The organism is Vibrio algicola, assembly GCF_009601765.2.
Classification (GTDB): Bacteria; Pseudomonadota; Gammaproteobacteria; order Enterobacterales; family Vibrionaceae; genus Vibrio; species Vibrio algicola.
In genome coordinates this window covers 1,981,539-1,994,260 of record NZ_CP045699.1, presented here as the reverse complement: position 1 = coordinate 1,994,260, position 12,722 = coordinate 1,981,539, and the positions used below count along the sequence as shown (strand labels likewise).

The following is a 12,722-nucleotide window of genomic DNA, read 5'->3' as shown; positions in this document are numbered from 1 at the left end:
CCAATATTTTGGGCTACCTTTTATTCTTTAATGATAAATGTTTTCTTTAAGGGCAAGGATTTGAGAATTGAATACCGACTTGCAAAATATCCTGCAATAATTCGTCACCGAGCTCACTCTCAATACTGTTAATATTGGCTTCTAATTGGTTGATGCTGGTAGCGCCAATAATATTGGATGCAACAAAAGGGCGCTGATTGACAAAAGCTAATGCCATTTGTACCGGATCGATATTATGTTTATTGGCGACATCGATATAGGCTTGAGTCGCAGCTTCTCCTTGTGGTGTCATATAACGCACAAAACGTGAGAACAAACTGCAACGGGCTCCCGTTGGACGTTGACCATTTAAATATTTACCGCTGAGTACCCCAAACGCCAGTGGAGAATAAGCCAGTAACTCGATCCCTTCATGATGACTGATTTCAGACAAACCCACCTCAAAACTGCGGTTGAGTAAGTTATAAGGATTTTGAATCGACACAATTCGTGGCAAGTCATGTTTTTCCGCTAAGCGAAGCAAGGTCATTACGCCCCATGGGGTTTCATTCGACACGCCGATATAGCGAGTTTTCCCAGCTTTAATTAATTCAGCCAGTGCTTCTAAGGTTTCAATTAAGGTCACTTCTTGTTGTTCATCTAAGTGGGGGTAATTGAGTTGACCAAAGCAATTGGTATTACGTTGTGGCCAATGGAGCTGATAAAGATCGACATAATCGGTTTTCAAGCGTTGTAGGCTGCTATCCATCGCTAAATGAATATTACGGCGATCAAGGCTCATATTGTCACGAATATGCGACATGCGACCGGGGCCGGCTACTTTACTTGCTAGTACGATTTTCTCGCGTTTGCCGCTTTTCTCTAACCAGTTTCCAATATAAGCCTCGGTTGAACCTTGGGTTTCTGCCTTGGGTGGCACTGGGTACATTTCGGCTGTATCTATAAAATTAACGCCACGCTCAATAGCATAATCCAATTGCGAGAATGCATCCGCTTGACTGTTTTGCTCACCAAAGGTCATGGTGCCTAATGCGATTTTGCTCACTTCTAGGTTTGAATGCGGGATCTTATGATATTTCATCTAACGTCCTTGATTTTCATTCTTAATATGAAAACCAATATATAACAAAAAATTGTGGTGAGTAAATTCTGCCGAGCCAATTTTGGGTGATTAATTCAAGATCTTGCAGCCGCTTAAGGATCGACTAAGATTAAAGAAGGATGTTGGGGGAGTAATATGAAAAAACAACAATTAGATCATTGGCTGCAAGCCAGTAAAAGCACAGATTGCGGGCCACCAAAAGTCTTTGTGGTCAGTTGCGCTGATCTTGCGCATTACTCTTTAGCTGTGGAGTATAAGCATCAGTTAGAGCCGATCTTAATGAAAGATCAACTGCTGTATTTTTCTTCTTTAGAGCAGGTGAAATCAGAGTTGAAAAAGTTAGGCTTATCTTCGGCTTATTTGCGTTTGCATAATGCTTACGATGAATTCGGCCATGATGACTACGCAGTGACATTTCAAGATATTGAATTGCATTTAGCCAGCTAAGATCAGCCGGATCTTAATCTGTTTGACGAGCAAAAGATCTCTGTTCTTAATTGTTGGGGAGATTGAGGTGGCGAGCTAAAATATTGGCGGTAAATTGGGTGCGTAAATAAAAGCCGCGCGGCAAGGTTTTAAACGGTTGACCGGATGCGCTATAAGCCTCGGTGACCACTTTACTGTTGGCCGCTTTTGGTCTTAGTTGCATCACTTCTCCATGTTTGGCGGTGATTTCTTCCACTCGTCCTAACACAATAAATTCCATCAGCTCTTCCCAATCTTGTTGTAATTGCTGTTGCTCCTCTTGATTCGGTGACCAAAGCAGCGGCAGACCAACCCGCCGCTCGGCTAATGGGATCTCGCGCTCACCTTCCACTGGGATCCATAATACTTTGGCGAGTTTATGCTTAACGTGTGAAGCTTGCCAAGTTAAGCCTTGCACGCCAGTTAATGGCGCCACGCAAACAAAGGTTGTTTCTAGTGGTTTGCCATTATAACCAATCGGTAAGCTTTTTAATTCAATGCCTAAATGTTCAAAATCGGGTTGGGGTTTACTGCCGGCTTCTGCACCTAAATGCCATTCCAATAATTGTCCGACCCAGCCTTTTTCACGGGTAAGATCATCGGGGATCGCAATATTGGCTTGTTGGGCGAGCTGGTAAAATGTTTGGCCAGCCAGCTGTTGCGCCCGTTGTAATAGTTCTTGCTCGGTTTTTGGTGCTAAAGGCATGGTCGATAGTCTGAGTTAGGCATCATGAGGCCACACTATAACAAAATAAGAGCGGGATCTGGCGCGAGAGGATTGAAAAATGAAATTAAAAGTTATCCACAAGTAACTTAACCATTGACACTGATGTGACGTTTTTAGATCGAGTTATTTACATTTAAACCAATAATAATTCAAGGGTTGTTGGAAAATCAGCCGAAAAGCGAGATTAAATGTGGATAATCCATAACGTGATGGATCTTTGACCGATCTGTGATTAAAAAAGATCCTGCAGATCCTTGGGTAAGATTTTCCCTTTGGGTGTTGGTGTAAGTCGATGTTTAATAAGTATAAATGAAGATATTAAAATTAATGTTGCTTAGGGTTTGTTCGACTCGTTATGTGATTAAAATTGCTAATGTCACTTTCTTCACACATTTATTCACAGAAAAAGTGAATAAATGCCAAGTGACCAGCATTTCAGTGTTGATAACTTGTTTTTAAACGAACTTTATCCCAAAAGTGGGCGCTAGGTAATAAAAAACACCAGATTATGCACTTGAAATTTGCCCCTTTTGTGGATATGTGAAAAAATCACTGGTAACAGAGATTTATATTAGAGGTTAGCCGTGATAGATGGCGATGGTTACCGCTTAAATGTGGGGATTGTAATATGTAACAACCATGGTCAGGTATTCTGGGCAAAACGATACGGACAACATTCTTGGCAGTTTCCTCAAGGTGGTATTGATGACGGTGAAACGCCGGAGCAAGCCCTTTATCGAGAACTGTACGAAGAAGTGGGTTTGACTAAACAAGATGTGAAACTGATTGGAGTGAGTCGTCATTGGTTAAGGTATAAATTACCCAAGCGACTGGTCCGTTGGGATTCAAAACCGGTTTGTATCGGACAAAAACAGAAATGGTTTTTACTGCGACTTGAATGTGATGAAGCAAATATCAACATGAATCGCGGGACGACCCCTGAGTTTGATGGTTGGCGCTGGGTGAGTTTCTGGTATCCAGTCAGGCAAGTTGTTTCTTTTAAACGAGATGTTTACCGACGCGCGATGAAAGAATTTGCCGCATTAGCGATGCCGTTTCGTGAACCAAGCTATAAAGCTAAGCGTAAAACACGCCGATAATTAGCCGATAGCAGAGCGCAATGAGCAGTGTAATAGAACCAGCCCTATTTTAATTTTCACCGATTAAAGTAGTGCTGATTTTTCATAATGGAATAGCAGGTATCATTCTAGGAGGGAAGTACCCTGTATGTTGATTCAACTGAGGGACATCGTTGAACAAGTTTCTAAGGCCGAAAACGTACACCAAGCCTTAACTATTTTGGTGCAAGAAACCTGTAAAGCAATGCAGACGGAATGCTGTACGGTTTACCTTGCCAATAACGATCGTCATCGGTTGGAATTAATCGCCACACAAGGTTTAAAGTTCTCAGGTCAATCGGTTCATATTCCTTTTGAACAAGGTCTGGTTGGGTTGGTACGGCGCAGTGCAGAGCCATTAAACTTAGCACAAGCACAGCAACATCCTGATTTTAAATATTTTCCTAAGCTTGGCGAAAATGTTTACCAATCCTTTTTAGGCACTCCCATCATTCATCGCCGTCAAGTGTTTGGCGTGTTGGTGATCCAGCAGCGATCGCCGCGTCAATTCAGTGAAATCGAAGAATCCTTTCTAGTCACCTTAGCCACTCAATTAGCGGTTATTATTGCGCATAGTCAAGCGCAAGGGGTGTGGACATTAAAAGGTCGTCAAGTTCGCTCGTTTAAAGGGCTGGCCGCTTCACGCGGTATCGCAATTGGTAAAATGTGGTGGGACGATACTCATCCAGATCTTAGTAAAGTGGCACCGGCTTCCAGTTTAGATATCGAATACGATCAAGAGTGGTTAGCCTTAGCGGTTGAGCAGGCGATTGCCGATTTCCGCCGTATGCGTAAACGTTTTGATAGTGAACTGAATAAAGATACCTTAGCGATCTTCGAGTTATATATTCACTTATTGCACGATCCTATGTTGAAAGCGGATCTTAATCGTCAAATTGAGCAAGGCGATCGGGCCGATTGGGCATTAAGGCAGGTCATTGAACTGTATGCTAAACGCTTTGCGACAATGTCGGATCCATATCTGCGAGAGCGGGCGAATGATATTAAAGAATTAGGCCATCGGTTATTATTCTTTTTGCATAATCATGATAAGCGCGAGTCTGGATTTAAAGATCCGGTGATCTTAGTGGTGCGTGAGTTAACCGCTTCTATTCTTGCTGGTATTCCAAGAGATAAGTTATTAGCCGTAGTGTCGCTTGAAGGGGCTGCAAACTCCCATGCGGCTATTTTGGCGCGCGCTTTGGGGATCCCCGCCATTATGGGGGCGCAACTAAAACCGGAAATATTACGCGGTAAGTTGGGCATTATTGATGGTTATAGCGGTGATATCTTTATTGAGCCGACCAAGCAATTACTCAAAGAATACCGCTCGCTGTCGCATGAAGAGCAAGAATTATCGCAGTTGGTTGAGCAAGAATTATCTAAGCCGGCCTACACGCAAGATGGCCAGCGAGTGGAGTTAATGCTTAATGCCGGCCTGAGCGCTGATACCAATATTGCCATCAACCAAGGTGTCGATGGGGTGGGTTTATACCGCACAGAGATTGCGTTTTTAATGCAGCATGGCTTTCCGTCAGAGGAAGAACAAACTCAAAATTATCGCCTGATTTTATCCTCCTATCCGGACAAACGAGTGGTGATGCGCACCTTAGATATTGGTGGCGATAAAGCCCTACCGTATTTTCCAATCGAAGAGGATAACCCTTTCCTTGGTTGGCGTGGTATTCGTTTTACCTTAGATCACACTGATATTTTCTTGATCCAATTACGCGCAATGTTAAAAGCCAGTGCAGGGATCGGCAATTTGAATATTATGTTGCCAATGATCTCCAGTAGCCAAGAGATCGATGAATCGAAAGCCTTGCTTGAGCGTGCTTATCAAGAAGTATTAAAGACCATTCCTGAGCTAGAACGACCTCAACTCGGTATTATGCTTGAGGTACCATCAATATTGTATTTATTGCCCTTGGTGGCAGATAAAGTCGATTTTGTTTCGGTTGGCACCAATGACTTAACCCAATATTTATTGGCGGTCGATCGTAATAACTCCCGTGTTTCCGATCTGTATGAACATGTGCATCCTGCGGTGATGATGGCGCTAAAACATATTTTTGAGACCTGTCAGCAACACAAGTTACCTGTGTGTATTTGTGGCGAACTGGCCGGCGATCCGATTGGGGCACTGCTCTTAATTGGCTTAGGTTACCGTTCGTTAAGTATGAATACCTCGAACGTAGCCAAAATTAAATATATTTTAAGAAAGGTCAGTGCCAAAGAGTTAGCACAATTAAGCCAGGATGCTTTAGCTAAGCCTTATGCTGATCAAATTTATCACACCGTTTTTTCTTATCTTGAGCAAAAAGGCTTAGCAGGCTTTATCCGCGCCGGTAAAAAATAGAAGCGAATTTCAATGCCATTTAATATTTGATCAATTTGAATACGCCGAAAAGACGCTGATCCGTCCTTGATTGCTTGAGAAAAGGCCATCCATGGCCTTTGACACTTTTCTCTGTACTCAATTTTGTTCGAGCATTAAATTATGGCATTGCTATTACTTCGATTGGTATGGCACTTTTTCTATGCTCAATATTGTCCAGCCTGACTATGATTAAAATTACTATTCCTCTATGATACGCCTCATTATCTGTTTGTTATGCTATGGCACTATTTGAACCTTAGCTTGTCAGACATTATTGACTATTTTCAATTTTTACAGAGAGACCGTTATGAGTCAGGGATTTTTTGTCTTTCCCCATATAGACCCCGTTATTTTTTCTATCGGCCCGATTGGGGTGCGTTGGTATGGCTTGATGTACTTACTTGGCTTTGCATTCGCGATGTATGTTGCCAATCGCCGCGCTGATAAACCAGGCAGTACTTGGACTCGTGAGCAAGTATCGGACTTATTATTTGCCGGTTTTCTTGGGGTTGTATTGGGCGGTCGTATTGGCTATGTCCTATTTTATGGCTTTGATTACTGGATGGCCGACCCACTGTACATCTTCAAAGTGTGGACTGGCGGCATGTCATTCCATGGTGGTTTGATGGGCGTTATCACCGCAATGTGGTGGTATGCGCGCAAAAACAAACGTACCTTCTTTGGTGTTGCTGACTTTATTGCCCCATTGGTACCGTTTGGCTTAGGCGCCGGTCGTATTGGTAACTTTATTAATGGCGAATTATGGGGGCGCGTCACCGATGTGCCTTGGGCGATGATTTTCCCAAGTGGTGGTCCTTACCCACGTCACCCATCACAATTATATGAATTTTTGTTAGAAGGTGTGGTGCTGTTCTTTATTTTAAACTGGTTTATTCGTAAGCCTCGTCCTGCTGGTGCGGTATCGGGTTTATTCTTGATTGGTTATGGTGTATTCCGCTTTAGTGTTGAATTTGTACGTCAACCGGATGCTCAGCTAGGCTTATTTGATGGGGTGATCTCTATGGGACAAATCCTATCCACGCCAATGATTATTATTGGCGCGCTGATCATGATTTGGTCTTACAAAACTCAAAAACCTCAAGCAGTCGCTGGTACACAAAGCTCGAATAAAAAATCAGTAAAAGGAAAATAAGCGGTGAAACAATATTTAGATTTATGCCACCGAATTATTGAGCAAGGCCACTGGGTTGAAAACGAACGCACTGGTAAACGTTGCTTAACCATTATCAATGCTGATTTAACTTACGATGTGGGTAATAATGCTTTTCCGTTAGTCACCACCCGTAAAAGTTTTTGGAAGTCGGCAGTGGCGGAATTACTGGGCTATATCCGAGGTTACGATAACGCCGAAGATTTTCGCAAGTTAGGCACCAAAACATGGGATGCCAACTCAAACTTAAACCAAGCTTGGCTTAATAATCCTTATCGTAAAGGCGAGGATGATATGGGGCGCGTCTACGGCGTTCAAGGTCGAGCATGGGCTAAACCCGATGGCAGCAGTGTCGATCAACTGCGTAAAATTGTTGATGATTTAAGCCGTGGTGTGGATGACAGAGGGGAAATCTTAAATTTCTACAACCCTGGTGAATTTCACATGGGTTGCTTACGTCCTTGTATGTACAGTCATCATTTTTCTTTATTGGGTGATACCTTATACCTAAATAGCACTCAGCGTTCGTGTGATGTACCGTTAGGGCTAAATTTCAATATGGTTCAGGTGTATGTATTCCTTGCTATTATGGCGCAAATCACTGGCAACAAAGCGGGTGTGGCTTACCATAAGATCGTTAACGGTCATATTTATGAAGACCAACTGGCGCCCATGCGGGATATCCAATTAAAACGTCAACCCTTTGACGCGGCTACTTTTCATATCAATCCAAAAATTAAATCATTAGAAGATTTAGAAACTTGGGTAACGCTTGATGATTTTGAAGTGCGTGATTACCAATGCCACGAAGGGATTAAATACCCGTTTTCAGTGTAATTTGAATTCGTTTTAGTCACGGTATTCATCAACATGATGAGCCCTTACTCCGCTATCTCGCTGTTTAGATAGTGTGAGTAGGGGCTTTTTTGTTACTCGTAAAAAGATCGGAAAAACTTTACTATTACAGGCTATGTAATGCTTTTTTCGAGGTTAAGGATGTCGCATTTAAATTATAACCATCTGTATTATTTTTGGATGGTATGCAAGCAAGGTTCGGTGGTTAAGGCGGCAGAGGCATTATTCTTAACCCCTCAAACAGTGACAGGGCAGATCAAATCCTTTGAAGAGCGTATGGATGGCAAACTCTTAAAGCGCAGTGGTCGTAGCGTGGAGCCAACGGAACTAGGGCAAATGGTGTTTCGCTATGCCGATAAAATGTTTGGCCTGAGTTATGAGATGCTGGATATCGTCAATTACAGCCAGCGAAAGAATGTTTTGTTTGATGTTGGCGTGGCGGATGCGTTATCTAAGCGCTTGGTGAGCAAAATACTCATGACCACTGTACCGGAAGATAACAGTATTCATTTACGCTGTTTTGAATCGACCCATGAACTATTGCTAGAACAACTCTCGCAGCATAAGTTGGATATGATCCTCTCAGATTGTCCGGTCGATTCGAGTCAAAGCCCAGGATTATTTAGCAAAAAACTGGGCGAATGTAATATGAGCTTCTTTTCTTCTAGCCCGATCGATGCCAAAAGTTTTCCTGCTATTTTACAAGATAAAAAATTATTAATGCCTGGTCGTCGAACCGCAATGGGGCGTAATATTTTGCATTGGTTTGAAAGCCTAGCGATCACGCCTGATATTTTAGGTGAGTTTGATGATGCCGCATTAATGAAAGTATTCGCTCGTTACCACAAAGATGCCATTTTCTTAGCGCCGTCGATTTATTTTAATGAAGTGAAAGATGAAGTACCTATTCATTTGGTGAGTGAAATTGAAGGATTAAAAGAAGAATACTACGTTATTTTTGCAGAACGTATGATCCAGCATCCGGCAGTTAAGAGTGTGTGTGAGGCTGACTTTAGTAATCTATTTCATTAATGCAGATTCAAGTATTGATGATGAAGAATGTTCCAGTTTATGAGGCAGTAAGATGGATTTAGTCAAAATGGAAGGCAACGTAGCGCAAGCGGTGGTACTTCTTAAAGCCATGGCCAATGAGAGCCGATTGCAAATCCTGTGTATTTTGCACGATCAAGAGTTATCGGTCGGCCAGTTGGGGGAATTGTTAGCATTAAGCCAATCGGCGTTATCGCAGCATTTGGCATGGTTGCGCCGTGATGGGCTAGTCACAACCCGTAAGCAGTCTCAGACGGTGTATTACTCGCTACATAGTACCGAAGTGAAAGCCATGATACAGCAGTTGCATAAGCTGTATTGTGATTAAAGAATTATCCCCATTCCATTTAATATTTGATCAATTTGAATACGCCGAAAAGACGCTGATCCGTCCTTGGTGCTTGAGAAAGACCATCCATATCCTTTGACACTTTTCTCTGTACTCAATTTTGAACGATCATTAAATTTATGGAATTGGTATTAGGGGCTGTGAGTGACAAATATTAAATTTATAGAATGGGTATTAGACGTTGTGAGTGACAAATTTTAGATATAAAAAAACCGGCCGAGGCCGGTTTTTGTGCAATTAAGCGTTTAATATAAAATTAAAGTGCTTTGATTGCTGCAGTGAAGCGAGACTTGTGACGAGCAGCTTTATTCTTATGAATAAGGCCTTTAGTCGCCATGCGATCTAGAAGAGGTGTAACTTCAACTAGAGCAGCAGTAGCCGCTTCTTTATTACCAGCTTCAATAGCGGCAATAGTTTTTTTCATGTAAGTGCGCATCATTGAGCGACGGCTAGCATTGTGCTGGCGACGTTTCTCAGCTTGGATCGCGCGCTTCTTAGCAGATTTAGTGTTTGCCAAGGGTCTAACTCCCAAAACTTTAGTTCGGTGACAATTTAAGGGCGAGGACTATGCCTCTTTCCTACGTGGTTGTCAACAGATTTGTACGAAAACCAAGCTTTTCCAAAGAAAACTTTGGAGAAGTGAGGTCTACGCGGTTAAGATGGCGTGGATTCTATCAGCATTTGTTTTCCAATGCTATTAATTATCTCATCACATGAGTAACTCTTTTGCTTTGTTTTTAATTTTAATCCTGTGAGCGAAAGATTGCTTATTTTTGTTGTACCCACTCTTTATATTTGAGGCACGTGTGAGTAGAAAACTGCTTAAATCTGGGCTTATTGTAAGCGCAATGACCTTTGTTTCTAGGATATTAGGCCTAGTCCGTGATGTTGTGGTGGCTAATTTGATGGGGGCGGGGGCAGCAGCGGATGTCTTTTTCTTTGCCAACCGAATTCCCAACTTTTTACGTCGCTTATTTGCCGAAGGGGCATTCTCGCAAGCTTTTGTACCAGTCTTAACCGAATATCACGCGGCAGGAGACAAAGATAAAACCCGCGATCTGATCGCTAAAGCCTCCGGTACTCTAGGGGTGTTAGTGACCATAGTGACTATTTGTGGGGTGGTAGGCTCTGGAGTGGTGACGGCTATTTTTGGTGCGGGTTGGTTTATGGACTGGTTACATGGCGGTCCGAATGCGCATAAATTTGAGCTAGCAAGCTTCCTACTCAAAATTACCTTTCCTTATTTATGGTTTATCACCTTTGTGGCGCTGTCGGGCGCGGTGCTTAATACCATAGGAAAATTTGCCGTTTCATCTTTCACCCCCGTTTTTCTTAATGTGATGATGATTATTGCGGCGATTTTTATTGCTCCGCACATGCAACAACCGGAAGTCGGCTTAGCAATTGGGGTCTTTTTAGGGGGCTTAGTGCAATTTGGCTTCCAAATCCCGTTTATGTACCGCGAAGGCTTATTGGTAAAACCACAATGGGGTTGGAATGATCCGGGGGTGAAAAAAATTCGCACCTTGATGATCCCTGCTTTGTTTGGTGTGTCTGTCAGTCAAATTAACTTATTGTTTGATACCATGGTGGCGAGTTTCCTAATGACCGGCTCGATCAGTTGGCTGTATTACTCAGATCGCTTATTAGAGTTTCCGTTAGGCTTGTTTGGGATTGCGATTGCGACCGTGATCTTGCCAGCCTTGTCGCGTAAGCATGTCGATGCTGAATCAAAAGGTTTCTCCGATACTATGGATTGGGGAGTACGCATGGTGATCTTACTGGGCGTACCAGCGATGGTGGGTTTGATCGTATTAGCTAAACCTATGCTAATGGTCTTGTTTATGCGTGGTGAATTTATGCCAAGCGATGTACACAATGCGTCATTATCGTTGTTTGCTTATGCCTCCGGCTTGTTAAATTTCATGTTGATCAAAGTATTAGCGCCGGGTTATTACTCAAGACAAGACACCAAAACCCCTGTGCGCTACGGCATTATCGCAATGCTGACCAATATGGTCTTTAATGCGATTTTTGCTTATTTCTTTGGTTATGTTGGTCTAGCGATGGCGACTTCGCTTTCGGCCTTGGTCAATATGGTGTTGCTGTATCGTGGTTTGCACATTGCAGGAGTGTATCGTTTATCGCGTGAAACCTTGATTTTTGCCTTGAAAGTGGTGATTGCAGGTGGCGTGATGGCCGCGTTATTGGATTGGCAATTAGCGGATATGAGTGTGTGGTTAACTTGGCATATTTCGACCCGTGCTTACTGGTTAATTGGCTTAATTGGTTTGGGGGCGGTGGGGTATATCGTCTCAATCTTAACGTTTGGCATTCGGGTGAAAGATCTAAAAGGCCATTAATCCGCCATGATACACATAAACTGCCGCTAGGATGCTCGCATTGGTAGGGGGTTTATGTGTATAATTCGCCAGTTTAACGCACAATAAAACCCTGGTAATAAGAACCTTAATATGGAATTAATCCGCGGCATTCACAATATCAAATCGCATCATAAAGGGTGCGTGCTCAGTATTGGTAACTTTGATGGGGTGCATTTAGGCCACCAGCAAGTGCTAAGACGATTGTGTCAACATGCTGAAGTATTAGATTTACCTGCGGTTGTGATGACATTTGAGCCTCAACCGATGGAGTTTTTTGCTAAGCAATCAGCGCCTGCGCGGTTAACTCGGCTGCGAGATAAGTTTGTTAAATTGGCCAAATGCAACATTGACCGACTACTGTGTGTTAATTTTAATCAAAGCTTTGCTAACTTAACTCCCGATGCTTTTATTCGAGATTTATTGATTGCTAATTTAGGCGTCAAATATTTAGTGGTTGGGGATGATTTTCGCTTTGGTAAAAATCGTCAAGGCTCGTTTGATGATTTAAAATTGGCCGGACAACAATACGGCTTTGAAGTGGTGAGCACCGACAGTTTTTGCATGCATACGCCAAAACACAATGCTCAGCCAGATTCTATTCGAGTCAGCAGTACAGCAATAAGAAAAGCACTGGCGCAAGATCACTTACCAGAAGCTGCCGCCATGTTAGGGCGTGATTACAGCATAAACGGACGAGTGGCTCATGGTCGTAAACTGGGTCGTACCATTGGTTTCCCAACCGCGAACATTGCATTAAAGCGCAACGTATCACCGGTTTCTGGTGTGTATGTAGTGAAGATTATTGATGGTAATCAACAGGTTGTCGGTGGGGTTGCGAATATCGGTAACCGCCCAACGGTCAATGGGGTTCGCCAACAATTGGAAGTGCATTTATTTGATTTCCAACAAAATATTTATGGTAAACAACTCGAAGTGGTGCTGTTGCATAAACTTCGAGATGAAAAAAAGTTCGATAATTTCGAGCTACTGAAACAACAAATAGACTTAGATGCTCAAGCCGCAAGGGTGTGGTTGCTTGAACATAATATACTTTCCGAGCCTGGTTGCTAACGCGAACAGCCCAGAAATTAAACTTCTCATTAATGTCGCCCAATGTAACG

12 protein-coding genes are annotated in these 12,722 nt (G+C 42.8%); 9 read left to right on the top strand and 3 right to left on the bottom strand.

Going from position 1 to position 12,722, the window contains the following annotated elements:
- Positions 1–46: 46 nt before the first annotated feature.
- The gene (locus GFB47_RS09120; protein ID WP_153447702.1) at positions 47–1,081 is read right to left on the bottom strand and encodes an NADP(H)-dependent aldo-keto reductase; all 1,035 of its coding nucleotides are present in this window, start codon (positions 1,079–1,081) and stop codon (positions 47–49) included.
- Between the two features lie 156 nt (positions 1,082–1,237).
- Here GFB47_RS09120 and GFB47_RS09115 point away from each other — a divergent pair, with 156 nt between their 5' ends.
- The gene (locus GFB47_RS09115; protein WP_153447701.1) at positions 1,238–1,549 is read left to right on the top strand and encodes a DUF6482 family protein; all 312 of its coding nucleotides are present in this window, start codon (positions 1,238–1,240) and stop codon (positions 1,547–1,549) included.
- Positions 1,550–1,595: 46 nt separating this feature from the next.
- Here the strand turns inward: GFB47_RS09115 and mutH are convergent, their stop codons facing one another.
- Positions 1,596–2,273 (bottom strand): DNA mismatch repair endonuclease MutH, encoded by a 678-nt coding sequence (gene mutH / locus GFB47_RS09110; protein WP_153447700.1) that lies wholly within the window; start codon positions 2,271–2,273, stop codon positions 1,596–1,598.
- Positions 2,274–2,878: 605 nt separating this feature from the next.
- Between mutH and rppH the strand changes: the two genes are divergently transcribed.
- From rppH to GFB47_RS09080, 6 genes are all read left to right on the top strand, one after another.
- Entirely contained in the window at positions 2,879–3,394 is a 516-nt protein-coding gene (gene rppH, locus GFB47_RS09105; protein WP_153447699.1) for an RNA pyrophosphohydrolase, read from the top strand.
- Between the two features lie 127 nt (positions 3,395–3,521).
- On the top strand, positions 3,522–5,771 hold the full coding sequence (ptsP, locus tag GFB47_RS09100; RefSeq protein WP_153447698.1) for a phosphoenolpyruvate--protein phosphotransferase: 2,250 nt from the start codon (positions 3,522–3,524) through the stop codon (positions 5,769–5,771).
- 328 nt (positions 5,772–6,099) lie between these two features.
- Positions 6,100–6,945, top strand: a complete 846-nt coding sequence (lgt, locus tag GFB47_RS09095; RefSeq protein WP_153447697.1) for a prolipoprotein diacylglyceryl transferase — start codon at positions 6,100–6,102, stop codon at positions 6,943–6,945.
- A 3-nt stretch (positions 6,946–6,948) separates the two neighbouring features.
- Positions 6,949–7,800: a thymidylate synthase gene (locus GFB47_RS09090; RefSeq protein WP_153447696.1), complete on the top strand. Its 852-nt coding sequence runs from the start codon at positions 6,949–6,951 to the stop codon at positions 7,798–7,800.
- Between the two features lie 159 nt (positions 7,801–7,959).
- Complete coding sequence (nhaR, locus tag GFB47_RS09085) at positions 7,960–8,850, top strand: transcriptional activator NhaR (RefSeq protein WP_153447695.1); 891 nt, start codon at positions 7,960–7,962, stop codon at positions 8,848–8,850.
- A 52-nt stretch (positions 8,851–8,902) separates the two neighbouring features.
- Complete coding sequence (locus GFB47_RS09080) at positions 8,903–9,196, top strand: ArsR/SmtB family transcription factor (RefSeq protein ID WP_153447694.1); 294 nt, start codon at positions 8,903–8,905, stop codon at positions 9,194–9,196.
- A gap of 277 nt (positions 9,197–9,473) precedes the next feature.
- On the opposite strand, the gene rpsT is transcribed toward GFB47_RS09080, so the two are convergent.
- Positions 9,474–9,734, bottom strand: a complete 261-nt coding sequence (gene rpsT, locus GFB47_RS09075; RefSeq protein WP_017023738.1) for a 30S ribosomal protein S20 — start codon at positions 9,732–9,734, stop codon at positions 9,474–9,476.
- 289 nt (positions 9,735–10,023) lie between these two features.
- Here rpsT and murJ point away from each other — a divergent pair, with 289 nt between their 5' ends.
- Entirely contained in the window at positions 10,024–11,580 is a 1,557-nt protein-coding gene (murJ, locus tag GFB47_RS09070; RefSeq protein ID WP_153447693.1) for a murein biosynthesis integral membrane protein MurJ, read from the top strand.
- 111 nt (positions 11,581–11,691) lie between these two features.
- Positions 11,692–12,672 carry a bifunctional riboflavin kinase/FAD synthetase gene (gene ribF, locus GFB47_RS09065; RefSeq protein WP_153447692.1) on the top strand — a complete coding sequence of 327 codons (981 nt, stop codon included), beginning with the start codon at positions 11,692–11,694 and terminating at the stop codon, positions 12,670–12,672.
- Positions 12,673–12,722: the final 50 nt, after the last annotated feature.

Coding starts and splice junctions, on each gene's coding strand:
- lgt (WP_153447697.1), top strand. CDS start 6,100: ATGAGTCAGGGATTTTTTGTCTTTCCCCATATAGACCCCGTTATTTTT.
- GFB47_RS09080 (WP_153447694.1), top strand. CDS start 8,903: ATGGATTTAGTCAAAATGGAAGGCAACGTAGCGCAAGCGGTGGTACTT.
- ribF (WP_153447692.1), top strand. CDS start 11,692: ATGGAATTAATCCGCGGCATTCACAATATCAAATCGCATCATAAAGGG.
- nhaR (WP_153447695.1), top strand. CDS start 7,960: ATGTCGCATTTAAATTATAACCATCTGTATTATTTTTGGATGGTATGC.
- GFB47_RS09115 (WP_153447701.1), top strand. CDS start 1,238: ATGAAAAAACAACAATTAGATCATTGGCTGCAAGCCAGTAAAAGCACA.
- ptsP (WP_153447698.1), top strand. CDS start 3,522: ATGTTGATTCAACTGAGGGACATCGTTGAACAAGTTTCTAAGGCCGAA.
- GFB47_RS09120 (WP_153447702.1), bottom strand. CDS start 1,081: ATGAAATATCATAAGATCCCGCATTCAAACCTAGAAGTGAGCAAAATC.
- mutH (WP_153447700.1), bottom strand. CDS start 2,273: ATGCCTTTAGCACCAAAAACCGAGCAAGAACTATTACAACGGGCGCAA.